At 64.8% G+C, this 26348-nt stretch carries 20 protein-coding genes; 15 read left to right on the top strand and 5 right to left on the bottom strand.

Translation table 11 applies throughout. The features are described from left to right. Positions 1-8 precede the first annotated feature (8 nt). The 4 genes from JNA92_RS04200 (at position 9) to JNA92_RS04185 (ending at position 4124) form a co-directional block, all read left to right on the top strand. Positions 9-1259, top strand: a complete 1251-nt coding sequence (locus tag JNA92_RS04200) for an OprD family porin (RefSeq protein WP_241803472.1) — start codon at positions 9-11, stop codon at positions 1257-1259. 95 nt (positions 1260-1354) lie between these two features. Then, positions 1355-2440: a metal-dependent hydrolase gene (locus tag JNA92_RS04195; protein WP_241803471.1), complete on the top strand. Its 1086-nt coding sequence runs from the start codon at positions 1355-1357 to the stop codon at positions 2438-2440. A gap of 3 nt (positions 2441-2443) precedes the next feature. After that, on the top strand, positions 2444-3145 hold the full coding sequence (locus JNA92_RS04190; RefSeq protein WP_241803470.1) for a TraX family protein: 702 nt from the start codon (positions 2444-2446) through the stop codon (positions 3143-3145). A gap of 67 nt (positions 3146-3212) precedes the next feature. Beyond that, positions 3213-4124 carry a LysR family transcriptional regulator gene (locus JNA92_RS04185; RefSeq protein ID WP_241803469.1) on the top strand — a complete coding sequence of 304 codons (912 nt, stop codon included), beginning with the start codon at positions 3213-3215 and terminating at the stop codon, positions 4122-4124. A gap of 84 nt (positions 4125-4208) precedes the next feature. On the opposite strand, the gene JNA92_RS04180 is transcribed toward JNA92_RS04185, so the two are convergent. Next, positions 4209-5306, bottom strand: coding sequence for an alkene reductase (locus tag JNA92_RS04180; protein ID WP_241803468.1), 1098 nt, complete (start codon positions 5304-5306; stop codon positions 4209-4211). A 333-nt stretch (positions 5307-5639) separates the two neighbouring features. On the opposite strand from JNA92_RS04180, the gene JNA92_RS04175 reads away from it, so the two are divergent. Together JNA92_RS04175 and aldA are read left to right on the top strand one after the other, a co-directional pair. Then, on the top strand, positions 5640-7820 hold the full coding sequence (locus tag JNA92_RS04175) for a PQQ-dependent dehydrogenase, methanol/ethanol family (protein WP_241803467.1): 2181 nt from the start codon (positions 5640-5642) through the stop codon (positions 7818-7820). Between the two features lie 7 nt (positions 7821-7827). Then, entirely contained in the window at positions 7828-9261 is a 1434-nt protein-coding gene (aldA, locus tag JNA92_RS04170) for an aldehyde dehydrogenase (RefSeq protein ID WP_241803466.1), read from the top strand. 276 nt (positions 9262-9537) lie between these two features. Here aldA and JNA92_RS04165 read toward each other — a convergent pair whose 3' ends face one another. From JNA92_RS04165 to JNA92_RS04155, 3 genes are all read right to left on the bottom strand, one after another. Further along, entirely contained in the window at positions 9538-11451 is a 1914-nt protein-coding gene (locus JNA92_RS04165; protein WP_241803465.1) for a sigma-54-dependent Fis family transcriptional regulator, read from the bottom strand. A 93-nt stretch (positions 11452-11544) separates the two neighbouring features. Beyond that, positions 11545-13065 (bottom strand): apoptosis inducing factor family protein, encoded by a 1521-nt coding sequence (locus JNA92_RS04160; RefSeq protein WP_241803464.1) that lies wholly within the window; start codon positions 13063-13065, stop codon positions 11545-11547. Between the two features lie 158 nt (positions 13066-13223). After that, the gene (locus tag JNA92_RS04155) at positions 13224-14552 is read right to left on the bottom strand and encodes an MFS transporter (protein ID WP_241803463.1); all 1329 of its coding nucleotides are present in this window, start codon (positions 14550-14552) and stop codon (positions 13224-13226) included. A gap of 163 nt (positions 14553-14715) precedes the next feature. On the opposite strand from JNA92_RS04155, the gene JNA92_RS04150 reads away from it, so the two are divergent. From JNA92_RS04150 to asnB, 9 genes are all read left to right on the top strand, one after another. Continuing rightward, a complete protein-coding gene (locus JNA92_RS04150) occupies positions 14716-15813 on the top strand; it encodes a sugar diacid recognition domain-containing protein (protein WP_241803462.1) in 1098 nt (365 codons plus the stop codon). A gap of 112 nt (positions 15814-15925) precedes the next feature. Then, positions 15926-17065: a glycerate kinase gene (locus tag JNA92_RS04145; RefSeq protein ID WP_241803461.1), complete on the top strand. Its 1140-nt coding sequence runs from the start codon at positions 15926-15928 to the stop codon at positions 17063-17065. Between the two features lie 361 nt (positions 17066-17426). After that, complete coding sequence (locus JNA92_RS04140; RefSeq protein ID WP_241803460.1) at positions 17427-18743, top strand: phenylacetate--CoA ligase family protein; 1317 nt, start codon at positions 17427-17429, stop codon at positions 18741-18743. Beyond that, on the top strand, positions 18740-20455 hold the full coding sequence (locus JNA92_RS04135; RefSeq protein ID WP_241803459.1) for a prenyltransferase/squalene oxidase repeat-containing protein: 1716 nt from the start codon (positions 18740-18742) through the stop codon (positions 20453-20455). Before JNA92_RS04140 ends, JNA92_RS04135 begins: the two co-directional genes overlap by 4 nt. A 9-nt stretch (positions 20456-20464) precedes the next feature. Then, the gene (locus JNA92_RS04130; RefSeq protein ID WP_241803458.1) at positions 20465-20872 is read left to right on the top strand and encodes a hypothetical protein; all 408 of its coding nucleotides are present in this window, start codon (positions 20465-20467) and stop codon (positions 20870-20872) included. Continuing rightward, a complete protein-coding gene (locus JNA92_RS04125) occupies positions 20869-21153 on the top strand; it encodes an acyl carrier protein (protein WP_241803457.1) in 285 nt (94 codons plus the stop codon). The genes JNA92_RS04130 and JNA92_RS04125 overlap by 4 nt, the downstream gene beginning before the upstream one ends. Next, positions 21150-22145, top strand: coding sequence for an AMP-binding protein (locus JNA92_RS04120; RefSeq protein WP_241803456.1), 996 nt, complete (start codon positions 21150-21152; stop codon positions 22143-22145). The genes JNA92_RS04125 and JNA92_RS04120 overlap by 4 nt, the downstream gene beginning before the upstream one ends. Continuing rightward, on the top strand, positions 22132-23517 hold the full coding sequence (locus JNA92_RS04115; RefSeq protein WP_241803455.1) for an amidase: 1386 nt from the start codon (positions 22132-22134) through the stop codon (positions 23515-23517). The genes JNA92_RS04120 and JNA92_RS04115 overlap by 14 nt, the downstream gene beginning before the upstream one ends. 10 nt (positions 23518-23527) lie before the next feature. Then, positions 23528-25363 (top strand): asparagine synthase (glutamine-hydrolyzing), encoded by a 1836-nt coding sequence (asnB, locus tag JNA92_RS04110; protein WP_241803454.1) that lies wholly within the window; start codon positions 23528-23530, stop codon positions 25361-25363. Here the strand turns inward: asnB and JNA92_RS04105 are convergent. Next, the gene (locus JNA92_RS04105; protein ID WP_241803453.1) at positions 25352-26323 is read right to left on the bottom strand and encodes a LysR family transcriptional regulator; all 972 of its coding nucleotides are present in this window, start codon (positions 26321-26323) and stop codon (positions 25352-25354) included. The genes asnB and JNA92_RS04105 overlap by 12 nt on opposite strands. Positions 26324-26348 lie beyond the last annotated feature (25 nt).

Raw genomic sequence — 26348 nt, 5'->3', positions numbered from 1 at the left:
GCTTCGGAATGAACCCAACCCCTTGCGTCGCCATCGGGCTGACCCTGCTCAGCCAACCGTTACTCGCCGCCGAAGGCGGTTTCTTCACGGATGCCAAAGCTAGCCTCAGCGCCCGTAACTACTACTTCAGCCGTGACTTTTCCGACATCGTCGGCGCCAATCAGCAGTCCAAGGCCCAGGAGTGGGCTCAGGGCTTCATTCTTGATTTCAAGTCTGGTTACACACCAGGCACCGTAGGCGTTGGGATCGACGCGCTGGGCGTGCTCGGCATCAAGCTCGACAGCAGCCCCGACCGGGTCAATACAGGGCTGCTCCCGGTGCACGGTGATGGCAGAGCCGCCGACGAGTACAGCCGCCTGGCACCTACGTTCAAGGCCAAGGTGTCGAAAACCGAGTTGCGCGTCGGTGAACTGCAGCCCAACCTGCCGGTGCTGACCTTCAGCGATATCCGCCTGTTGCCGCCCACTTACCAAGGCGTCAGCCTCAGCTCATCCGAACTGGACGGCCTGACGGTGCAGGCCGGGCACCTGAGCGGCTCGCACCTGCGTAACGAAGGCGGCGACGGCAAAATGAACGCCATGCTCGGCCATGTGCCCCAGCGCCAGGTCGAGAGCGACGCGTTCAACTATGTGGGCGGCGACTATGCCTTCAATGGTAACCAGACCAGTGCCAGCCTCTGGTACGGGCAACTGCAGGACATCTATGCCCAGGGCTTTGCCGGGTTCAAGCACAGCAAACCGATCGGCGACTGGGTGCTCAGTGCCAACCTGGGCTATTTCACCGCCCGTGAGCAAGGTGACGCCTTGCTGGGCAGCATCGACAACCAGGCATTCTTTTCGCTGCTCACAGCCAGGCGAGGGGGGCACAGCGTTCACGCGGGCTACCAGGCCATGTACGGTGACAGCCCGTTCCCCAGGGTATTCGCCAATATTTCCCCGCTGGGCAATGAGGTGCCGACCTATGAATTCGCCTACACCGATGAGCGCTCCTATCAGCTGCGTTATGACTACAACTTCGCGGCCATGGGCATCCCGGGGCTGACGGCGACGGTGCGCTACCTCACCGGTAACAACGTCGACACTGGCCAAGGGTACGAGGGCAAGGATCGCGAACGAGACATCGATCTGGGGTATGCGGTGCAGAGCGGTGTGCTCAAAGGGCTGGGGATTCGGGTGAGAAATGCCATGGCGCGGTCCAACTACCGCAGCGACATCGATGAGAACCGGTTGATCCTGGTATACACCTGGCAGCTGTTCTGAGGCCGTACCGGCCACGCGTTGTCACACAGCAGCAATTGCATCACCGGGGTTCGCAGGGTTAGGTTTCCAGTATTGCCCGCTCAGGAAACCTTCCCTTGGACTCCATTACCCAAGCCGTACTCGGCGCCGCCCTGCAAGGCACAGTGCTCGGCCGTATCCAGGGCCGCCGCTCGTTGATCTACGGTGCCGTACTGGGCACCGTGCCGGACCTGGACGTGGTCATCCGCTACGCCGACCCGGTGTCGCAAATGACCTACCACCGGGGCTTTTCCCACTCGATCTTCGTGCTGACCGGCCTGGCCCTGGCGCTCGCCTGGCTGGTCAACTGGCTGGGGCGCAAGCGCTGGCCTGACAAAGGCTATACCTTGCCCAGGCTGTTTCTGGCGTTCTGGCTGGTGCTGGTCACCCACCCGATCCTCGATTCATTCACGGTGTACGGCACGCAACTGTTCTGGCCATTGCAGTTCACCCCGCAAAGCTGGGCCAGTGTGTTCATCATCGACCCTGTCTATACCGTGCCCCTGCTGGCGGCCGTGCTCTACGCCGCGGTCAGGGGCGTCAGCGCCCAGGCGCTGCGGCTGATGAGCCTGGCCCTGGTGTTCAGCACGGCCTACCTGGGTTTCGGCCTGGCCGGGCGCATGGCTGCCGAGCAGCGTTTCCAGGCGGCCCTCGACCAGCAGGGGGTTGTCGCCAGCGACGTGCGTGCGGTGCCGATCGCGTTCAACAGCCTGGTCTGGCGCGTGCTGGCCAAGACCCCGGAGGGTGACTATTACGAGGGCATCAGCAGTGTGTTCGACCGTGCGCCCCCGGAAATGCAGCGCCTGCCGCGTAACCTGCAGCTTGCCGCTGCATTGGCCGACAACCCCCTGTTGCAGCGGCTGCGCTGGTTCACCGATGACTGGCTGCGCTACGACGAGGTGGGCGGTGCGCTGGTGGTCACCGACCTGCGCATGGGGATCCCGGGCAATTACACCTTCCGCTTCAACATGGGCCACCGCGATGCTCAGGGGCAATGGGTTGCCGACACGCCCACCGCGTGGCGTGGCAGCGGAGCAGGCTCGATGTTCAACCGCCACGACCTGGCGTTGATCTGGCGCCGCATCCTGGACCAGCAACCCCCGCTGCCGTTGGCCGCCTGGACCACCCAGTACCTGCATCAGGCCGACGGCCCCGGGCGCTGAGGCGTGCGTTCGGCAGGGCTGGACCTGGTCAAGTGGACGGCGATCGTGACCATGGTCGCCGACCATCTACGTTTCATCTGGCCAGCCGCGGACGGGCTGTTCATCGTCGGTCGCCTGGCCTTCCCCTTGTTCTGCCTGGCGATCGCAGTGAATGTCGGGCGCAGCCCAGCGGGTCGGCTGTTCACCCGCACCAACCTGCGCTACCTGGGCTGGATGCTGACGTTCATGGTTCTGTCTGAAGGCCCTTACCGTTGGCTGGACGCCACCACCCAGACCTTCAGCGTGATCCCCACACTGACCTTGGGGCTGCTGGTGGCGTGGGCGGTGCACCACCCAACGGCGGCAGCGCGGCTGATTGGCCTTGTCGCCTTGGTGATCGCAACGTGGTGTAGCGCGCAGCTGATGTATGGGTTGCCCGGCGTCCTGCTGCCTAGCGCCTGGCTGATGGCGCGCAGCCGAGGGGGCGTGGCCTGGCTGCTGCCGTGCCTGTTGGCTGTGGCGGGCAACCTGACCAACAGTTGGTTGTTCGAGCACCTGCTGGCACCGGTCACGTTGCTGACCATGGCCGCTGCGGCCCTGGCCATCCCCGTCGGGTGCGTACTGCTGCGCCACGACCACTGGCCCGTGCCTGCAGTGGGGCGTTGGGGGTACCTGTTCTACCCGGTGCACCTGCTGGTTATCAAGGGCCTGCAGTGGATGCTGTAACGACGCCCTTGCATTACTGCAATATGCACCCATCTAAGCGGGTCTTGAGTCTCTGCAGGTACCGGACATGGAACCCAACCGCTTCGGCGACATCACCGCCTTCGTCAGCGCCGCGAAGGCGGGCAGCTTTACCGCTGCAGCGGCGAGCCTGGGGCTGACCCGTTCAGCCGTGGGCAAGAGCATCGCGCGGCTGGAGGCGCGCATGGCGGTACGCCTGCTCAACCGTACCACGCGCAAATTGAGCCTGACCGATGAGGGTTTGGTGGCGTATGAGCGCTGGCGGCAGATTCTGGATGACCTGGACGAAGTGGAAACCACCATGGCCCAGCGGCGCGGCAAGCCCAGCGGCACACTGCGCCTGACCGCGCCGTTATCGTTGGGCCAGCGCCATGTGCTGCCGGTGCTCGATGCTTACCTCAAGCAGTGGCCGGAACTGCGTGCCGACATCCGCTTTACCGACCGGTTCGTCGACCTGGTCGAGGAGGGCATTGACGTGGCCGTGCGGATCGGTGCACCCAAGGAAGACTCACAGCTGCTCACACGCACTGTGGCCTGGCAGCAGTTCGTCACCTGCGCTTCGCCCGATTATCTGCGCCGGCACGGGGTGCCGCAGGTGCCGGCAGACCTTTACGGGCACGACAAGATCGCCTTCCTGACAGGTGAAAAATCCATGCCCTGGCGCTTTCACACCCAGGAGGGCCTGCACCTGTGCGAGGAGCCGGGGCGGCTCAATATCGACAGTTCCGAAGCCATGCTCGATGGTGCACGGGCAGGGTTCGGGCTGATTCACCTGCCCACCTACATCACCGGGGAGGACCTTCGCGCCGGCACCCTGGTGGAAGTGCTGCACGCCTACAGGCCGCCGGCGGATCCCATTCGGGTGGTGTACCCCAGCAAACGCCACCTGTCGCCGCGAGTACGCGGGTTCATCGATCTGCTGGTGGCGAGCTGGGAGCAGGGCGTGCCCTGGGAACAATGATTGCGCACGTCAGGCCCCTGAAGCCGGGTTCATCCCGGGTGCATCTACGGCGTCTGATCCGTAGATGCGCGGCCGGTCATGCCATCAAGCCTGTTGCAGGAACGGGTAATCCGTATACCCCTGCGGTCCGTTCGCATAGTCGAACTGTGGCCGATGTTCATTCAGTGGCGCCTTGATCAGCAGGCGTTCCACCAGGTCCGGGTTGGCGATGAAGCTGCGGCCGAACGCCACGGCATCGATCAACCCACGCCCGATCAGGTCTTCGCCTTTCTCGGCGGTATAGGCGCCTGCGGCGATGATCACGCCTGGGTAAGCCGCCCGGATAGCCTCACGGAAGCTATCGCGCAGCGGCTTGCCACCCGCCCAGTCCGGCTCGGACAGGTGCAGGTACGCCAGGTTGCGCTTGGCCAGTTCCTTGATCAGGTACAGCCCTGCGGCCTCTTGATCTTCGCCATTGTCCACGCCATTGAAGCCACCCAACGGGAAAATGCGGATACCGACGCGCTCGGCGCTCCAGCCGGCAATGGCGGCATCCACCGCTTCGAGCACGATACGGGCGCGGTTCTCGACACTGCCGCCATAACGGTCCTCGCGCTGGTTGGCGCTGGGGGTGAGGAACTGATGCAAAAGGTAGCCGTGGGCGGCATGCAATTCGATGAAGTCGAAGTCGGCTTCGCGAGCATTGACCGCGGCCTGGCCGAAATCGGCGACGATGCCGGCGATTTCTTCCTCGCTCAGCGCACGCGGTGCAGAGGTCTCGGTGCGCACCAGGTTGCCTTGTTCGTCCCGCAACGTGGTACGGGCATTGGCAGCCAGGGCACTGGGCGCTACAGGTGCCTGGCCACCAGGCTGCAAGGACGTGTGCGAAACACGGCCGGTGTGCCAGACCTGCACGGCGCTGTGGCCGCCTGCAGCGTGAATGCCTTCGTTCACCAGGCGCCAGGCGGCGATCTGCTCGGCGCTGTGAATGCCTGGCGAGCCCGAGTAACCCTTGGCCTGGAAGGAGATTTGCGTAGCCTCGGTGATGATCAGGCCGGCACTGGCACGCTGGGCGTAGTACTCGGCCATCATCTGCGTGGGTACATCACCGGGCTCCCGGCTGCGCAGGCGGGTGAGGGGCGCCATGAACACGCGGTTGGGCAACGTCAGTGGGCCGATCTGCAAGGGTTGGAAGAGTTTCATTGCCGCTCCGAAGGTGAAAAACCAATGGCGCGCACGATACCGGGATCATTGGGGAATGGGGGGACCGGCACCCCGGCTGCGGGCTCCCCAATGCTTTTTATTCGTGCAACTCGGCACCTTTTGGGCCAGCGAGCGGCTGGCACACCTGTGTCATGCCTGCAGCAATTGTTTCATCGCTGCGCCAGTGGCACTGGCCTGGTGGTTCCCTGCAAGGTAGTGCCGAACCGCTCTGGCATGGGGGTTTGGCGAGCGCGTGCTATCAGTGGCACAGCCGTTGCTCTGTGTGTTACCGACGCCTGATGCGGTGTCCATAACAAGAACGGAGAACCGAGCATGAATCGAACAGGCCCACACCGTCGGCCTCTGCCGCACTTGCTGAGCTGCCTGGCCTTGAGCCTGGCGTGCAGCGCACCTGCTTTGGCCGCCGAAGTCGACGGCCAGCGCATCATCGACGCCGACAAGGAACCCGGCAACTGGATGAGCCACGGCCGAACCTATGACGAGCAGCGCTACAGCCCGCTCAAGGCGATCAACCAGGACAATGTCAACCAGCTCGGTCTTGCCTGGAGTTACAAGCTAGACCTTGACCGGGGTGTGGAAGCGACACCGATCGTGGTTGACGGGGTGATGTACACCACCGGGCCGTTCTCGGTGGTATATGCCCTGGACGCGCGCAATGGCGCGCTGCTGTGGAAGTACGACCCGCAGTCCGACCGCCACCGCGCCGGTGAAGCCTGCTGTGACGCGGTCAACCGCGGGGTGGCGGTGTGGCAGGGCAAGGTCTACGTTGGCGTGCTCGATGGCCGCCTGGAGGCGATCGATGCCAAGACCGGCAAGCGCGTGTGGTCGGTGGACACCCGCGATGACACCAAGCGCAGCTACACCATCACCGGGGCACCGCGGGTGGTCAATGGCAAGGTGATCATTGGCAATGGCGGCGCCGAATTCGGTGTGCGCGGGTACGTGACGGCGTACGACGCCGAAAGCGGCAAACAGGCCTGGCGCTTCTTCACCGTACCGGGCGACCCCAAGCTGCCGCCCGAGAACAAAGCCATGGCAATCGCCAGCAAGACCTGGCACGGCGACGCTTATGTCGAGTGGGGCGGCGGCGGTACCGCCTGGGACTCGTTCGCCTACGACCCGGAACTCAACCTGTTGTATATCGGCGTGGGCAATGGCTCGATGTGGGACCCGAAATGGCGTAGCCAGGCCAAGGGCGACAACCTGTTCCTGTCCTCGATCGTCGCGGTCAACGCTGACACCGGCGAATACGCCTGGCACTACCAGACCACGCCAGGCGATGCCTGGGATTTCACCGCCACCCAGCACATGATCCTGGCCGAGCTGCCGATTGACGGCAAACCACGCAAAGTGCTGATGCAGGCCCCGAAAAACGGCTTTTTCTACGTCCTGGACCGTGCCACCGGCGAGCTGCTGTCGGCGAAGAACATCGTGCCGGTGAACTGGGCCAAGGGTATCGACATGAAAACCGGGCGGCCGATCCTCGACGATGAGGCAGCGGCCTACTGGAAGGACGGCAAGCGCAAGCTGGTGACCCCAGCGTTCTGGGGCGCCCACGATTGGCACCCGATGTCCTACAACCCCGATACGGGCCTGGTGTACATCCCGGCGCATATCATGTCGGCCTACTACGAACACATCCCCGAGGCGCCCAAGCGCAACCCGTTCAAGAGCGTTTACCAGCTGGGGCTGCGTACCGGCATGATGCCCGAAGGCGCTGAAGGCCTGTTGGACATGGCCAAGAGCTGGTCGGGCAAGCTGATCGCCTGGGACCCGGTCAAGCAAGCGCCGGCGTGGGAAGTACCGTACATCACCATCTTCAACGGCGGCACCCTGAGCACTGGCGGCAACCTGGTGTTCGAAGGCAGCGCCGATGGCCGGGTGATCGCCTATGCCGCCGATTCAGGCAAAAAGCTCTGGGAGTCGCCCGCCGCCAGTGGCGTGATGGCAGCGCCGATCACCTATTCGGTGGACGGCGAGCAATACGTGACGTTCATGGCCGGCTGGGGCGGGGCGTTCTCCACCTTTGCCGGGGCGCTGTCGCTGCGCGCCGGGGTGCAGCCATTCGCCCAGGTGCTGACCTACAAGATCGGCGGTAACGCCAAGTTGCGTGAGCCGGCGCCACCGGCCGATGCACCGGAGCCGCCCGCGTTGAGCGCCGATGCGCAGACGGTCGCTGCCGGGGCAGCGCTGTATGACGGCAACTGCTCGCAGTGCCACGGCATTCACGCCGTCAGTGGCGGCGTGCTGCCCGACTTGCGCAAGCTCACTGCCGAAAAGCACCAGATGTTCCTTGGCATCCTCTATGGCGGCCGGGTACCCGATGGCATGCCTTCGTTCGCCGACAACCTCAACCCCGAGCAGGTCGAGCAGGTGCACCAGTACCTGATCAAGCGCGCCCATGACTTGAAGGCCGAAGGCGATGCGTGGCAGCGCTTCAGTGCCAAGCCCGTCGCCCAGCCGCCCCTGGCCGACAACACACCACAGGAGTGACACGAGCATGACTGACACGACCTACCAGAACTTCATCGACAACACGTTCGTGCCCAGCGAGGCGCTGATCGAGGTGTACAACCCGGCCAACGCTCAGTTGCTCGGCCGGGTGCCGGAAACCCCGGCTGAACAGGTGGAGCGCGCCATTGCAGCGGCGCGCAAGGCGCAAAAGGGCTGGGCGGCGAAGACAGCCATCGAACGGGCAGGCTACTTGCGCCAGATCGCCAACAAGGTGCGGGCCAATGCCGACCGCCTGGCGCGGATCATTACCCAAGAGGGCGGCAAGGTGCCGGCGTTGGCCCAGGTCGAGGTCAGCTTTACCGCTGACTACCTGGACTACATGGCTGAATGGGCGCGGCGCCTGGAAGGCGAGGTACTGAGCAGCGACCGCACCCACGAACACATCTTCCTGATGCGCAAGCCGTTGGGCGTGGTGGCGGGGATTCTGCCATGGAATTTCCCGTTCTTCCTCATCGCACGCAAGATGGCGCCGGCGCTGCTCACCGGCAATACCATCGTGGTCAAGCCCAGTGAGGAAACGCCCATTAATTGCTACGCGTTCGCCCAGTTGGTGGCCGAGACAGACCTGCCTGCGGGGGTATTCAACGTAGTCGGTGGCAAAGGGGCGAGCGTTGGTCACAGCCTGTCGAGCCACGCCGGTGTCGACCTGGTGAGCTTCACCGGAAGCGTCGCGACTGGCGCGCGGATCATGGCTGCGGCGGCACCGAACATTACCAAGCTCAACCTCGAACTGGGCGGCAAGGCGCCGGCGATCGTGCTGGCTGATGCCGACCTGGAACTGGCGGTGAAAGCCATCGTGGCCTCGCGCGTGATCAACACTGGCCAGGTCTGCAACTGTGCCGAACGCGTGTATGTGCAGCGCAAGGTGGCCGACGCCTTCGTCGACAAGGCAGGCCAAGCCATGGCGGCCACCCGTTATGGCGACCCCTCGCGCCAGGCCGACCTGGACATGGGGCCGCTGATCAACCAGGCCGGCCTCGACAAGGTGGCGCAGATGGTGCGCACGGCTGTAGGGCAGGGCGCGCAGGTGGTGACCGGGGGGCAGGTGGCCGACCTCGGCGCCGGGTTCCATTACCAGCCGACCGTGTTGGCCGGGTGTACGGCGGATATGGAGATCATGCGCAAGGAGATTTTCGGACCGGTACTGCCGATCCAGGTGGTCGATGATCTGGACGAGGCGATTGCCTTGGCCAATGACAGCGAGTACGGGCTGACTTCGTCGCTCTATACCCGTGACCTCAATGCCGCGCTGAAGGCCTGCCGCGAGATCGACTTTGGCGAGACCTACATCAACCGTGAGAACTTCGAAGCCATGCAGGGCTTCCACGCCGGTGCGCGCAAGTCCGGCATCGGCGGGGCGGATGGCAAGCACGGGTTGTATGAGTACACGCGTACGCAGGTGGTGTATATCCAGGGGTGAGTAATCACAGCATCTCCCTGTCGCCGGCCGGCTGAGTGGGGGCTGGCGATGGGCCGTAAAGCGGACCCAGAAGCTCGCTGTTTTAGTGAGCGCGGCCGGGCTATCACAGCTGGACTATGGGGGCTGCTGCGCAGCCCATCGCCGGCAAGCCGGCCCACCCCGACCGCGCTGTTCTTCAGACCTGGGCTTTACCTGTGGAAGCAACGGTCTTACCCATTTCTAGAACTCGGCGCAATCCAGGTGGGAGCCGGCTTGCCGGCGATTGGCCCGCACCGGTCACACCATCAGGTTCGGCTGCACGATCCCGTAGCGCTTCATCTTCCGGTACAGCGTCGAGCGCGAAATGCCCAACGCCTGCGCCGTTGCACTCATGTTCCAGCGCTCACGCTTCAAAACCTCCAACAAGTGCCGCACCTGAAGGTCTTCCACCCGCTGCTCGAGCGCTCCAGGCTGCGCAAGCACTGGGCTGTCCAGCAACTCCTGGGGCAAGTCGGCCAGCTCGATCACCCCGCCTTCGGCCAGCGCCACCGCCTGGCGCAATGCGTTGAGCAGTTGGCGCACATTTCCTGGCCACGCATGGCCCAGTAGGCAACGATGCGCCTCTGCGCTCAAACGCAAACGCGACCCGGCCGACAGGCTACACAGCAGTGTATCGATCAGCTCGCGGCGGTCGCTGCGTTCACGCAGGGCCGGCAACCGCATGCGCATCCCGCACAGGCGATAGTAAAGGTCCTCGCGAAAGCGCTTCTCGCCAATCATGGCCTGCAGGTCCTGGTGCGTCGCCGATATCACCTGGATATCCAGCGGCACCGGCGTTTCGGCCCCCAGCGGTACCAGTTCACGTTCGGCAAGCACTCGCAGCAACCGTGTTTGCAGGTGTGCAGGCATGTCACCGATCTCATCGAGAAACAGCGTGCCGCCATTGGCGTGCTCCAGCTTGCCTTTCATGCCTTTGCGGCTGGCACCGGTGAAACTGCCAGCGCGGTAGCCAAACAGTTCGCTTTCGATCAATGACTCGGGTATCGCGGCGCAATTGAGCGCCACGAACGGCTTGGCATGGCGCTGGCTGGCCTGGTGCAGGGCGCGGGCGAACGCCTCCTTGCCAGTACCGGTTTCGCCGTTAAGGAGGATGGCGATGTCCTTGTCCAGCACCTTGCGCAGCCGGCGCACGCCTTGTTGCAGTTGCGCGTCCTGGCCGGCCAGCTGATCGAGGCCGGGGTGGCCGGCCCGCGCTGGCATCGGCGGTGCAGCCCGCAGCGGGCGGTAGCCTGCCGGGACGCGCAGGCCCACGTCCAGTAAAAGCGGTTGAGCCGGGCCGCGCAACTGGGTACCGCGCGCGCCGCCCCGGGTGAGGTCAAGCAATTGGTCGATATCGGCGTGCAACAGCTGTTCGACAGGCGCCCCTAGTAACTTGCCGCCATACGCAAGGAAGGCTGCCCGATTGGCACCGATCACCCGGCCACCCTCATCCAGCGCCAGCAACTGCTCGGCCGCCAGGTCCGAGAACTCGTCACGCGGTTTCAGGGCCAGAGTCAGGCGGTCGCGGTAGCGTTCGCGGAAATGGCTGTTCTCGATCAGCCGGGCGTAGAGGGTCACCAATTGCAAGGTCAGGTGCTGTGCTTGCTTGGGGCCATCGTTGTACAGGCAGGTGGCATTGAGGCAACCGAGCAATTGATTGTGGGCATCGAAGATCGGCGACACCGAGCAGCTCAGGCGCGCGTTGGCGGCCAGGAAGTGCTCTTGACGGTGGATGGTCAGGGCCTGGCCGCACGCCAGCGCGGTGCCGATGCCGTTGGTGCCGGCTACCGACTCGTCCCAGCGCGCGCCGACGATCAGCCCCGAGCGCGTATAGCGTTGCGGGTCGGGCGGCAAGCGGGCATCGAGGGTAATACCCTCGGCGTCGCTGAGCAGCACGGCGAAGCCTGCATCCACCACCCGCCGCGCCAGGCCGCTGACACCTTGGCTGGCGATGGCCAGGTAGGCCTCATGCTGGGCTTGGTGCAGGCGGATTTCGGTTGCACTGAGCATGTTGTCGACATGGCGCAGTTCAGGGTCCAGGTGATGCTGGTTGATGCTGCGGTACCAGGACTCGGCGATAACAGGTTCCGGCATCAGGCCGCGTTCGGCGAAATGGCAATCGACGAACGCAGCCAGCTCACTGGCGTGGGGTGAGGCGGTGTGCGCGGCCATGGGCGCTCCACGAAATTCTTGTTATTGGAGGTGGGGAAAACCATAGCTGATTTTTGCAGGCTCGGCAGCCAGGCTGGCGCGGCGCGAAAGCGTTCAACCGATCAACTCAAGCGCCTGCGCCAGGCTCAGTGGCCGCTTCATGCGCTGCGACAACTGCGCCATGGCATCGGAATAGCCCCTGGCGATCACCGCTTGCACCTGCTCACCTGCACATTGCAAGGCAATGAAGTCGCCTTGTTCCGGCTGCCCGACAAATTCGATGCGGTCCCAGTCGCGCGCATGCCCCAGTACTTCATAAGTGAGCCCATGCTGATAGGTCCAGAAGAACGGCACGTCGTCATACCGGCGCTGCTCGCCCAGCATGTTGGCAGCCGCGATGACACCGTGTTGCTGAGCCAGGCGCCAATGCTCGATGCGCACCGGGCGGCCGGTGAGGGGGAAGGTCGCGATATCGCCGGCAACCCATAGCCGGTCGGCGGCCTGCAAGTGGGCGTCCGTTGAAATGGACCGGTCTTCGCCCAATTGCACGCCCTGCACGAAGGCAGTGGCCGGCGTGACGCCGGTACCGAGCAAGACCAGTGACGTGTCGAGGGTCTCACCGTTGCTCAGCTGCACGGCTTCGACGTGCTGCGTACCGACGAAGCGTTCGACCTCGGTGGGGCCATGAAACACCACGCCCTTGCCCTCATGCAGCGCGCGAATGGAGCGGCCAATGCGCTCCCCCAACGGCGTGCGTAACGGAACCTCGTGGCGGGTGACCACGTGGACCTGTGCGCCGTATGCGCACAGTGCCGATGCGGCCTCCAGGCCGATGAAACCGTCACCGACGATCACCATGGGCTGGCCGGGTTCGGCGGCATCGAGCAGGCGCGCTGCATCTTCGCGCGAGCGCAGCGTGAGGATGCCCGCCAGGCCTGCACCGGGCAGGTCTGGGCGTTTTGGCTTGCCGCCGGTGGCCAATAATGCTGCGTCATAATCGATGCGTTGGCCGTCAGCGAGGATGATCTGGCGTTTTTTGGCATCCAGCAGGCGCACCTTGGCCGAGCGCCGTTCCAGGTGGCCGGTGCGCAACTGGTCAGCTTCAAGCAGCGCCGGCACCTCGTCCGGCGGCATTTCGCCGGCAATCACGAATTTGCTCAGCGCGGTCCGGTCATACGCCGGTTGCCGTTCCTGGTCGAGCCACACCAGGCGCCCGCCGAACCCATGGGCCAGCAGCGTGGCAACTGCCGCTGAGCCTGCGGCACCGGCGCCGATGACGACGAAGCATCGTGCATCGCTGTGGCGCGGTGGCTCGGGTTGCGGCAGAGGCTGGTCATCGACCCAGACTTCGCCATCCTTGACCCAGGCGCGGTAGCGGCGCAGGTCTGCCAACGCCGGGGGCTCGCAGACCACACCCTCGTCGATGGCGAAAGCAGCCTTGTGCCAGGGGCAGACCAGCAGGCCGTTGCACACCACGCCTTCATCCAGCGGCGCGCCGGCGTGCGGGCAGTAGGCCTGGTAGGCGCGGACCTGCCCGGCGCTGCGGATCAGGATCACTTCTTCGCTCCCGGCCTGTACCCGCAGGGGGCGGTTGGGGTCCAGCTGGTCGAGGCGGGCCACGGCGTAGGCGGTCATGGGAGTCTCCAAAGGGGGTCTTTGGGATCATTTGACGCCTCGGACGGGAGGGTGATGCGTTGACCTGACGACCGGAAACGCCGAGTCGCTTCCCGGTGACACACGCCCCTGTGGCAGCCGCCTTGCCGTCAACGGGGCCGCAGAGCGGCCCCACGCACTCAATGGGCCCGGGCAGCCGCCAGGGCACTGGCGCGCGTCACCCGCAGCGCCACGAGGCTCCCCAGCACGATCAGTGCTGCCAGTGAATACAAAGCGGCGTCGGTCGAACCGGTCTGGTCCTTGATGAAGCCAACCCAGTACGGGCTGAGGAACCCGGCCATCTGCCCCACCGAGTTGATGATCGCCAGGCCCGCGACCGCGGCACTGGCGCTGAGCAGTGCGGTGGGCATTGGCCAGAACATCGGCAGGCCGGTGAGGGCCCCCATGGTGGCGATCGACAGGCCCAGGATGGCGATGGCCGGTGTGGCGGCAAAGTTGACCGCAATCAGCAAACCGACAGCGCCCATCAGCATCGGCACCACCAGGTGCCAGCGCCGTTCGTTGCGCAGGTCCGCCGAGCGGCCACAGAGGATCATGAACACACCCGCCAGCAGGTACGGAATGGCGCTCAGCCAGCCGATCAGCAGCGGGTTGTCGAAGCCCATGTTCTTGATGATCGACGGCAGCCAGAAGTTGATCGCGTAGACACCGCTCTGAATGCAGAAATAAACGAAGCCGAAGGTCCAGATCAATGGGTTGGTCAGCACGGCGAGCACACCGTCGCCATTAGCGACGGGTTTGCTGGCGGCATCTGCCTTCAAGTCGGTCTCGATCAGCTGGCGTTCGGCGGGGCTCAGCCAGGCGGCTTTGTGGTAACCATCGCTGAGCATGCCAATGGCCAGGAAACCCAGCGCCACGGTTGGCAGGCCCTGTATCAGGAACATCCACTGCCAGCCTGCCAGGCCATGCTGGCCCGTGGCGAAGTGTTCGAGAATCCAGCCGGAGAAAGGCCCGCCGAGCAGGCCCGATACAGGGATCGCCGACATGAACAAGGCCATGATCCGGCCACGGCGGTCTGCCGGGAACCAGCGCGAGAGGTACAGCACCACACCCGGAAAGAAGCCTGCTTCAGCAGCGCCGGTCAGCAAGCGCAGGGTGTAGAACTCGGTCGGGGTGGTGACGAACAGCAGGCAGGTCGAGAGACTGCCCCAGGCGATCATCATGGCCGCAATCCAGCGCCGCGGGCCGAAGCGGTTGAGCGCCAGGTTGCTTGGCAGGCCACAGAGCACATAGCCGATGAAGAAGATTCCGGCACCCAAGCCGTAGACGGTTTCGCTGAATTTGAGCGCGTCGAGCATTTGCAGCTTGGCGAAGCCGACATTGACGCGGTCGAGGTAGTTGAACAGGTAGCAGATGAAAATGAACGGAATCAGCCGCAGCGTGATGCGCCGGTAAAGCGCGTTGCGGGTGATGTCTGTGCCTTGGTCAGGGGCAGGGCTGTGTGCCATGATCGGGTTCTCTATTGTTATGGTTGTCGCCGCGTCGCCTGTGCCGGCGCTTGCCCTGATGAGTCTCGGGCAGTGCGACGCAGCTGTCTTTGTGCTTTTGCACAGCCATCTGGGCAAGACGCTGTGCTCGCGAACAAAGCCTAACACCCTCAAGGATCACCGAATGTTCGAACTGGACCATGACCTGGCGCAGGATATTGTCGATCGGGCAATGGCCATTCTGCCGTGCAATGTCAATGTCATGGACAGCCAGGGGCTGATCCTGGGCAGTGGCGAACCGGAGCGCATCAATACCCGCCACGAGGGCGCGCAACTGGTATTGGCCAACGGCCGGATCGTTGAGCTCGATGCCGAGGCCGCCAAGTGCCTCAAAGGTGTTCAACCGGGGGTGAACCTGCCGCTGATGCTCGATGGGCGGCTGATCGGGGTGCTGGGGTTGACCGGTGAGCCGCAGCAGCTGCGCACCTACGGCGAACTGGTGCGCATGACCGCCGAAATGCTCTTGGCTCAGCGCCACTTGCAGGTTGAACAGCAATGGCGGCGCCAGCGGTGTGACGACCTGCTGGCGTTGCTGCTCGGTGGCACCGGCGACTCGCCGCGGCTGCTGGACGAAGCGCAGCAATTGGGCCTGAAACCGCAATTGCCGCGGGTGCCGTGCTTGTTCGAACTGGGCGCCGGCCCGGCGGCCGAGGCCTTGGCCGCCTGGTTGATGAGCCGTTACCCGGACAGTTGGTGCGTGAGCCCGGCGCGTGATTCCTTGCTATGGTGCCGCCCGGCCGGTGTCGTGCTGGACGATCAGCGCCTGTTCGAGCGCGTGCAGCGCAGCGGCTGGCAGATCGAGCGCCTGGCGCTGGGCAGCCCGGCGCAGAGCCTTGAACAGTTGCGCCGCGGTTACCGGCGGGTCCGTGACCTGCTCGCCTATGGCCGCGAAGTATTGCCAGGCGAGCGCCTGTTGAGCCTTGCGCGTTACCGTCTGCCGGCCTTGTTGTGGCGCCATCGCAATGAAGATGCGCTGGATGAGCTGCTTGAGCCGCTGCGCCGCATTGGCGCCAAGGATGCCAGCGGGCAACTGCTCGCCACCCTGCGCGCGTGGTGCGCGCATGATGGCCAGAGCCAAGCCTGCGCCGATGCCCTTGGCATCCACCGCAACAGCCTGCGCTACCGCCTGGAACGCATTGCCGAGCTGGGCGAGGTCGACCCGCTGCGTCTGGAAGGCATGTTGAGCCTGTACCTGGGGTTGCAGCTGTTGCCAGCGGCTTGAGCGGGGCAAAAAAGGCATTTGCCCAAACAAGCTACCGGCCATTTGTGCATCCGACCGAGGCCCGCACGCCAGACAACTGTCAGCATGCGGCTATCTGGACAGGAGAATCCCCATGAAAATCGTCATCGCCCCCGACTCGTTCAAGGACAGCCTTGATGCTGCCGGTGTCGCCCGTGCCATTGCCGCCGGCCTGGCCGAAGCGCTGCCCACCGCCGAGTTGCTCGAGTGCCCCATGGCCGATGGTGGCGAAGGCACCATGCAGGCGATTGTCGCTGCCAGCCACGGCGAGCTGCGCCGGCAAACCGTTCGCGGGCCACTGGGCCAGCGCGTGCAGGCCAGCTGGGGCTGGCTGGCCGACAGCCGCACGGCAATCATCGAGATGGCCCAGGCCAGTGGTATCCAGCTGCTGCCGAGTGCGCAGCGCGATGCCTGCCGCAGCTGCACCTGGGGTACCGGCGAGCTGATCGACGCTGCACTCAGCGCAGGGGCACAGCGCATCGTCCTGGCGATTGGTGGCAGTGCGACCAACGATGGCGGCAGCGGCATGCTGCGGGCCTTGGGCCTGCGCTTGCTGGACGCCGACGGCCAGCCACTGGCAGACGGCGGCCTGGCCCTGGCCGGGCTGGCACGCATCGATGCCAGTGGCTTTGACCCACGCCTGGCGCAGGTTCAGGTCGACGTGGCGGCTGACGTCGACAACCCCCTGTGCGGGCCCAATGGTGCTTCGGCGATCTTCGGGCCACAAAAGGGCGCCAGCCCCGAGCAGGTCCAGGCCCTGGACAAAGCGCTGAGCCACTTTGCCGACCATTGTGCGCAGCTGCTGGGCCAAGACGTGAGAGCACTGCCAGGGTGTGGCGCGGCCGGCGGCATGGGCTTCGCTGCCAAGGCCTTCATGCAGGCGCAGTTCCGCCCTGGCGTGGAAGTGGTCGCGGAGCTGGCCGGCCTCGATGCGCTGGTACAAGGCGCCGACCTTGTGATCACAGGTGAGGGCCGCTTCGATGCCCAGACCCTGCGGGGCAAGACCCCGATGGGCGTGGCCCGGGTCGCCAAGCGCCACGGGGTGCCCGTGGTGGTGCTGGCGGGCACGTTGGGCGACGGCTATCAGCAGTTGTATGCGCATGGCATCGATGCGGCCTTTGCCCTGGCCAGCGGGCCGATGACCCTGGAGCAGGCGTGCGCCGACGCCGCGCACTTGTTGCAGGCCCGGGCACACGATATCGCGCGGGTATGGCGGTGCGCCCAAGGGCGTTGAAGCCTCTGCGACAAACATGGCGATGCGCCGCGTGGGCGGCGCACGATCGCAAAGATGCTGATAAAGCCCGTGGCATGCCCTAAATACCTCACCTGCTCGACAGCCTGCCTGGCTGCGTGGCGATAGTGCTGCAGCCGGACACCCTTTGGGAAATACCAAAAACATCTTTATCTGATATCCCGCCGGATCCACGGCGCGATGAGGGAAATGCGTTCAGAAAAAGCGCACTTAATGATCAGGTTTTACCTGCTGAAGTTGCTGAATAATACCCCGCACCTATCACCGACGGTTTCAAATAAGTATTTTACTTGAGCCGGACGCTCGCCAATTCTCTGCGCTGTTCATTCGAGAGGGCGAGTCGATGTTAGTTCATAGCGACCAGGATTACGGCGTGCTGCAGGCCGCGGAACGCGAGCTTCAGCTGCAAGCGGGGCAGGTGCCCGACGCCGCATTTTATGAACGCAAGTTGCAAGCAGTTTGGACGCGAGCACAACACAGCGCCCATTACGCAAACATAGGTCCTTACAGTGCAACGGCCTTCCAGCAGTTGCCTGTGACCGCCAAGGCATTGCTCAAAGACCAACCGCTCAAGTTCTGCACCGTAGAACTCGGTGAGGCGGCCAAGTATTACGCGACCACCGGCACCACTGGCGAGCCGACACCAACCCCGCGTGTGAAAGAAGACATCATCTGGAACGCCGTCAGCGTCGCCAGCCATTGGCGGACAGTGCTGCGCCCGGGGGCTCGGGTGGCCAACCTGATGCCATCGGACATCGTGCCGGTAGGTGACCTGATCGCCAATGTCTGCGAGTACCTGGACGTTTCCCACGTGCGCCTCTATCCCTTCACCACCGGTATTACCGACTGGGAGCGTGTGTGCAAGACCTTCGACACCTATCGGCCTACGGTGCTGTTCATCGCGCCGGGTGTGTTGGTGCAACTGACCCGCTACCTGAAACAGCGCGAATTGCTGCACAGCTTCGCCGGGTCGGTGCGCTCGATCATGTTGCTTGGCGAGGTCAACACCCAGCCGTTCCGTGAACGCCTGGCGCGTTGGTGGCAATGCGATGTGTTCGATGCCAGCTACGGCAGTACCGAAACAGGCACCCTGGCCGCAGTGGGCGAAGACCTGCAGATGCGCCTGGCCACGGCGAGCAATCATTTCGAGCTGCTGTTGCCCGACGGCAAGCTGGTGACCCCGGCCGAGGGCCTCACGGGCCGCCTCGTGGTTACGCCGCTGAACCTCTATGCACGGCCGCTGTTGCGTCTGGACACCGGTGACAGCGTGACCATCACCTCGCCTTGGGCGCCAGGCCGGATCAGCCCGACACTGCAGGTCAACGGGCGTGACAGCGACAGCGTCCGGGTGGCGGGGGTAGGCCTTGAAATCCGCGCGGTCGAGGAGGTGGTCTACGGCAGTTGCGATGCCACCGGGTATGTTATCGAAGTGGACCGCCAGGCTGACAGCGCCGCGCTGATCCTCGAACGTGACGTGGTCTGGGACACCAGCCAGGAAGCGCGCCTGCAAGCGCATCTGCTGGAGCGCTCCGAGCAGCACATGGGGCTGCGCTGGAGCCGTGTACTGTTCGTCAACAACCTGTCGGCGCTGAACAAGAGTGGCGGGTCGCAAAAGAGCTGGAAGAAAACCAACCTGCGCTACGTCGGTGGCCAGCAATGACGCCGCCACGCTTCCCTGCGGGGCAGGGCCTGGGCAACGGCCAGGCGGATTTGTGGTGCACCTATGCGGCCATCCGCAGCTTGGCCTGGGTCGAGCGCCTTGAGCAAGCCGATGCGCCGGTATTGCAGGCCTACATCCTGTCTCGGCGTAACCGCGATGGCGGCTTTGCCTGGAGCAAGGGGATGCCGTCCGATGCCTGGGCCACGTTTTACTGCACCGAAACCCTGCACGACCTGGGCGTTGCGGTTGAAAAGAGCGACGAGACAGCCGCCTGGATCACTAGCCTGTTCGATGGAAACGCCTATGCCATGTGCCCGGGGCAGACGGCGGACGTGTGGGCCAGCCACTACGCGCTGCGCACCCTGATCGAAGTGTGCCAGGGCCAGGTAGCGGACCCCGCGCCCCTGTATGAATGGCTCGAAGGGTTGCAGTGTGCCAATGGTGGCCTGAGCTGGTCGGCGGATTTCGCCCGACGCAACCTCGCCGACACCCGGGCCTGTTTCTACGGCGTGATGGCTGCGCGAGCGTTGGCGCGCCAGGGCTTGCCGGCGCCGCAATGGGACCTGCCACGCTTGATCGGCTGGCTGCAGGCGCAGCAGCTGGAGTGTGGCGGCTTTCGCTTCAGCGAAGCGGCGGCTGTGCCGTGCCTGTGGGCGACGTATCGCGCCACCGCTAGCCTTGCTGCATTGCAGGCGCAACCGCTGGGCCGTCAGCGCTGCGCCGAATGGATCGATGCCTTGCGCGGCCCGACCGGTGCGTTCGTACGCTGGGCCGGTTATGACGGTGAGGACGTCTGGGCGGCATTCTGCGCAGTGGGTTCACTCAAGGCACTGGGCGAGACGGTTGCGCACCTGGCCGATGACGTGGCTGCATTCATCGCCACGTTGTGCATGCCCCAAGGCGGTTATTCGTATCGCCGCGCCGACACCGCCGCCGACGTGCTGACCACTGCGGCGGCTGTGCTGGGCGATCGCCTGGCCCCGCAGCAGCGCGATGCAGCCCTGCGCTGGATCGAAGGCTGCCAGATGCCCAACGAAGCCGGGATCATGTACATGCCAGGCCGTGGTGCCGAGGTGCGGTGCACCAACTGGGGCCTTGCAGCGGGCGCCTTCGGTGGCCAGCCCGGGCCTCGCCAGGCGATCGGCCGCTGGCTGGCCTCGCTGCAGAACCCTGACGGCGGCTTCGGGTTCTGGGAGGGGCGCGGCTCGGACATGGTGTCCACCGCATCGGCCGTGTCGATCGTGCGGCAGTTGGGCGATGACAACGGCGTGGACCTCGCGGCCATCGAACGCTTCGTCGGCAGCTGCCGGCAAGCCCATGGCTACGCATCGTTCCCGCGGGGCGAAGTGTCACTGCGCGCCGGGTTGCAGGCCCTGGCCTGCCTGGCCCACACCGGCAACGACGTCACTGAGGCGGCCGCCGCGTTACTGGCTGAGCATAAAGTGCGCCAGGGGGGCTTCGCCAACCAGGGGCAGCGCATACCCGACCTGCTCAGTACCTACCAGGCGGTGGCCCTGGCTGCCGAACTGGGCCTGCCGGTGGACCTTGCCCACCTGCGCTTTTTCCTCGACAAGGTGCACGGCGACGCCGGCCACGCCTGGTCGCCCTTGTTCCTGCAAGGGGTGGACGCGCTGTCCATTTGCCTGGGCCGCCTGCTCGACGCCTTTGCCCAAGGCCTGCGCCAACAGCTGCCCAGCTTGCAGTTGTCGTAAGGAGCCGCCATGCCCACCCTCACTGTTAGCTGTGCCCCGCTGCAACCCTTGGAGCGCAAGCGCCTGGCACTGGCCTTTACCCGCCAGCTCAAGCAGCTGGGCGCTGACACTGCGCATTGCATGGTGTTCTTCAACCCACTACCTGAGGCCAGTGTGTTCAGCGCCGGCATGCCGATGCCGGTTGCCGACCGCGACGGCGCACCGGCGCAGTTCCATGTGCGCATCACCCTGTCGCAGGCCCGCGATCGTCACGCCCACCAGGCGCTGGCTGAAGGGCTGCACGGCTGCCTGCGCACGCAGTACCCCAAAGCCTTCATTTACCTGCACTTCGATCCGATCCTGCCCGAGCACGTGTTCTTCAGTGCCGGAGCGGAATTGACCAACGCTGCCCACCAACAAGGAAAGACCGGCTCGTGAACGACCTCAGCATTGAACAGCGTATCCGCCAAACCCTCGGCCAGTTGCTTGGCGAGCACGTCGACGCGATCGACAAGCGCGACAGCTTTCGTGACTTTCTTGGCGACCGCTTCGACAGCCTCATGGCTGTTGAAGTGATCAGCGCCATTGAAGGCTGCTTCGACATCGAAGTGGACTACCTCAGCGACGATGTGCGCTTCTGGTTTGAAACCCTGGAAAAGATGGAGCGCTTCGTCGGGCAAAAACTGGAAGATCAGCTGACCCTGCAGGCCGCCAAGTGAACGCCGAGCATCTGTTCACCACCTCCGGCTCAACGGGTACGCCCCGGCAATGGCTGCGCAGCCAGGCGCAGATGGCGTGCGAAGCGGCCCTGATCCTCGGCTGCTGGGCGCCTGATGCACGGGAGATTTTCTCGTTCGCGCCGGCCTGCCACAGCTACGGCATGATCCTTGGCGAGGTCGGTGCGCGGGTTTTGCGTGCGCGGTTGCACGCCTGTTCGCTGGAGCAGCAGCGCCTGCCAGCGCTCGAGGGCGACGGGCCGTGCGTGATTCTGGCCATTGCCAGTACCTGGCGCGTGCTGCCGGCGCTGCTGGCCCGGCTGAGCACCCGGCGTCAGGTACTGGTGGTGCACAGCGCCTCGCTGCTGCCCGCCGGTGCCATGGCCACGGTGCAGCGCCATGCCGGGCCCCAGGTACGTTTCATCGAACTGCTCGGTTCCACCGAAACCGGGGCCATGGCTTACCGCGAGCTGGATGCGCACAGTGACGCTGAGCAGCCCTGGACGCTGCTGGACGATGTGACACTGCTCAGCCCCCCTGGCCAGCCCTGTGCGCTGAACGTGGCCAGCCCGCGCATCGCCCGCCAACCGGGCCAGGCACGCGCTGCCGCGACGCACCGTTGCGATGACCTGGTACGGGTGCTGGATGCACAGCGCTTCCAATGGTTGGGGCGGGCCAGCAGCCTGATCAAGGTCAATGGCCTGCGCGTCGATCTGGCCCGCTTGGCCAGTGATCTCGCCCAGCGCCTGGACTGCCCGACGCTGGCCTGCGTTGCCGTGGCCGATGCGTTGCGCGGCGAAGCGTTCGAGGTGCTGTACAGCGGCGAGACCCTCACCGAGCACGCGGTGCGGGAGGCTTTGCGCCAATTACCGCCGGGCCATCCATGGCCGATTGCGGTACGCCGTGTCACTGATCTGCCTTTGTCCGCCACCGGCAAGCCTCTGCCGTGGGCGGCTTCTACCTCAGTCAAGGAATGCACCCATGAACCACGTTGACACCCAAGACGCCATCGCCCACTACCTGAGCAACTGCGGCGCCGACGCCACCCGCGGACGTGAGCAGCCCGAATACCTGGGATTGAGCCTGCGCAAACGCCACGAATTGCTGCAGCGCAACCCCGAGCTTGCCGCGGACTGGGCGCAGCAGTACGCACACTGGAGCGTGCATGCCGACAGCCACTACCGTTGCCTGACCAGCACCCGCGAGGTCGAGGCACCGTGGTACCGCCTTGGCGTGAAGGACACCGTCGATGTGCAAGGCTTGCCGACCCGCCTGGGCCTGCGCAGTTACCGCCACTACCCCCAGCGCAGCGCCGAGGCGCTGGCTTTTCTCGATCCGCGCATCGCCCTGACCTGCAAGGTCGCCACTACCGAGCTGAACATTGCCTTTGGCGCAGGCTGCCGAAACCCGCGCTTCCCGAGCATCGATCCGTCTGGCTCCAGCACCGGTTCGGCCGTGTCGGTGGCAGCGGGGCTGTGCGATATCTCGTTGGGCACCGATGTGCTCGGCTCGGTACGCTGGCCGGCCTCGCACTGCGGCATGGTCGGCCTGCGCATGACCCAGAAGCAGCAAAGCCTGGCCGGCGTGTTTCCGCTGTCACCGCGTATGGACGCGTTGGGGTGGGTGGCCCGCAGCGCCGACGATCTTGGCCTGCTGTTCCCGTTGCTGGGGCTGGAGCCGCTGCTCGGCGAGCAACAGCCACTCAAAGAGCGCTATCGGGTCGCCATGCTGGAGCATGCGCTGGACCCGGCGCTGACCAGCGCGGCCATGCTCGACATGCTGGGCCAGGCGCGCAACGCGCTGGCAGACCTGGGCATGACGCCCGGTGAGGTTGCCATGCCGGACCTGTGGGCCTGCCGTGGCGACGCCTGGCAGCTGTGCGCGCGCGATGCGTGGCTGGCCTCGGCTGCCTGGGCACGGCGCTTCGACTGCGAGCTGCACTGGTCCACGCTCAGCGCCCTGAAGGTGGGTGAGGGCGTGAGCGATGCTGACTACCGGCGCATCCACCAGCGCATGGACAACGTCCGCGCCGGTATCGACGCCTGGTTCGACGAGGCCCAAGTGGACTTCGTGGTATTCCCCATGGACCCAAACCGACCCTTCGACCGGCGCAACCCGCAGCCAGGCGATTCGACCATCCCTTCGCCCGCGGACGAAGGCTATGAGCAGAAAATCAGCTTCACTCCGCTGGCCAGTTTCAGCGGCCTGCCGGCCATTACCGTGCCGATCTGCCTGAGTGCCGACGGCAAGGCACCGCTGGCCGTGCAGATCATGGGCCGGCGTGACAGCGAGCGCCAGTTGCTGGATATCGCCAAGCGCCTGCAGGCCCTGACCGGCCTGCTGCCAACCCGTCGTCTTCACGTGTAAGGAGCACAGCATGTGCGGAATCACAGGCTGGGTGGACTACACCCGCAACCTGAGCCAGGCCGGCGAGATCATCGACGCCATGACCGATACCCTGGCACTGCGCGGGCCGGATGCCAGTGGCAGCTGGCGGCATCGCAACGCCCTGCTGGGCCACCGGCGGCTGGCGATCATCGACCTCAGCGGCGGCGTGCAGCCGATGACTTACCGCTGCGCCAGTGGCGAGGAAATCGCGCTGGTCTACACCGGCGAGGTCTACAACCACGACGCGCTGCGTGAGCGTCTGCGCCTGGCGGGCCACCAGTTCCAGACGCGCAGCGACACCGAAGTGGTGTTGCACGCTTATCTGGAATGGGGCGAACACTGCTGTGAGCACCTGAGCGGTATGTTCGCCTTCGCTGTGTTCGACGGGCGCGACGGCCACTTTTTGCTGGTGCGTGACCGGTTGGGGGTCAAGCCGCTGTACTACGCCCACCACCAGCAGGGGCTGCTGTTCGGTTCGGAAATCAAGGCAATCCTGGCGCACCCAGCGTTCGCCAGTGCGCTCGATGTGGTCGGCCTGGTGGACGCGCTGAGCCTCTCTCGCGGCACGGCGCGCACGGCCTTGCGCGGGGTCAGCGAACTGCCGCCAGGGCATCGCTTGTCCTGGCGGCCCAACGGGCGCGCCAAACTCAGCCGCTATTGGCAGTTGCAGCGCCGCGAACACCAGGATGACCTGCCCGGCACCGTGGCGCGCACCCGCGCGCTGCTCGGCAAAGCGCTGGGCGAGCAGTTGCATGCCGATGTGCCGGTCTGTTCGCTGCTCTCCGGGGGGCTGGACTCGACCATCCTCACGGCCATGGCGCAACAGCGCCTGACGGCAGCGCAGGGCGGCAGGGTCAATTCGTTCTCGGTGGATTTCGTTGGCCAGGCCGAGCAGTTCCAGAGCGACAGCTTTCGCCCGGAACGCGATCAGCCCTATGCGCTGGCAGCGGCCGAACACATTGGCAGCCATCACCAGACCATCCTCATCGACAACGGCGAACTGGTGGCCGAGCCTGCGCGCAGCGCGGTGTACCGGGCCAATGATTCGGCGGCCACCTTTGGCGATGTCGACACTTCGTTGTACCTGCTGTTCAAGGCCATCGGCCGCCATTCCACAGTGGCCATTTCCGGGGAGGCAGCAGACGAAGTGTTTGGCGGCTACGCCTGGTTCCGCGATCCGCAGGCACTGGCGGCGCAGCGCTTCCCTTGGCTTTCGCGCATGCAGCTGCTGCAGCCTGAGCTGATCAACCCGGACTTCAACCGGCTGTGTGACTTTGCCAGTTACCAGGACGGGTGCTATCACCAGGCGCTGGACAGCGTCGAGCACTTGCCCGGCGACAGCCCGCAAGAGCGGCGCATGCGTGAGATCTGCCACATGCACCTGCAACGTTGGCTGCCGATTCTGCTCGACCGCAAGGACCGCCTGAGCATGGCCGCCAGCCTGGAGGTGCGTGTTCCGTTCACCGACCATGAGTTGGTCGAGTACGTTTACAACGTACCGTGGTCGATCAAAGGCAAGGACGGTGTGGAGAAGTGGCTGCTCAAGCAGGCCTGCGTCGATATCCTGCCACCGGCCGTGCTGCAGCGGCGCAAGAGCCCTTACCCGACCTCGGCCAACCTGGGTTACGAACGGTTCCTGCGTGAGCGGGCCAGGCGCTTGCTTGGGCGGGCGGACAGCCCGGTGTTCCAGGTGATCGACCGTGGTCGGCTGGGTGCTGAGCTGGATCAGCCCGAGGGCTATTTCAACACGCAGTTGCGCCGCAACAACCTTGAGACCGCTCTGGCACTGGATGCCTGGTTGCGCGAATACCGCTTAGCGGTGTGATTCGCGCTTGTCGCTGCCATCCAGAATGAACGGTTGCTGGATGGTGTCGACGAATCGGCGAGGGGCCCCCAGGTCGAGCATCGATATGAAACTGCCCAAGGCTGGGGAGGCGTTCTGGATATTCCAGTTCATGTACAGCCCCATGGTCGGCGTGGGCTGGTCCTTGATCGGCCGGATCGGGCGAAACTGCACGCGCTCGCGCAGCGTCGAGTAGGCGATCGATTCAGGCACCAGGGCAACCCCGAAACCGCACGCCACCAGCCCGATCAGGGTGTGGATCTGCGCCGCTTCCTGCACCACTTTAGGGTAGAAACCGGCCGATTCGCACAGCGCGATCAGCTGGCTGTGGTAGCCGCTGCCAAGCGCTTGCGGGGTGAAGACGAAATCCTCTTCGGCAAAATCGCGCAGGTCGACCACAGGCTGATGCACCTTGGCGTGGCTGGCGGGCAGCGCCATGACGATCTGCTCATTGAGGAGCAATCTGGATTCGATGGTGTCTGGGGGCATCGGCAGCTTGCGCATGAAACCGATGTCCGCTTCACCGGCCATCAACGCCTTGGCCTGGGAGGCTGACGGCATTTCGCGAATGGTAAGCCGCACGTTCGGGTAGGTTTCGCGAAATTTCTTCAGGGTATTGAGCAGCGACTCGTAGTAAGCGATGGAGATGGCGGTGATGGTCAGCTTGCCGCAGATGCCCTCGGAAACGTTACGGGCGTATTCGATGCCTTGCTCCAGCTCCTTGAGGGTACGGTAGGCGGTTTCCAGGAAGGCCATGCCTGCGGCGGTGAGCTTGACCCCGCGCTTGTTGCGCAGGAACAGGCTGAAGCCCAGCTTCTCTTCGAGTCGGTTGATCGCCTGGCTCAGGGGCGGCTGTGCCATGTGCAGGCGGATGGCTGCCTTGTGAAAGTGCAGCTCCTCGGCCACGGCAATGAACTGCCTGAGCAAACGTGTCTCGATCATTCTACGTTCCTTCATCGAGTCGAAC

The sequence above is a fragment of the Pseudomonas putida genome, from assembly GCF_022627325.1.
Classification (GTDB): domain Bacteria; phylum Pseudomonadota; class Gammaproteobacteria; order Pseudomonadales; family Pseudomonadaceae; genus Aquipseudomonas; species Aquipseudomonas putida_X.
This window is presented reverse-complemented; position numbering and strand designations above follow the sequence as displayed.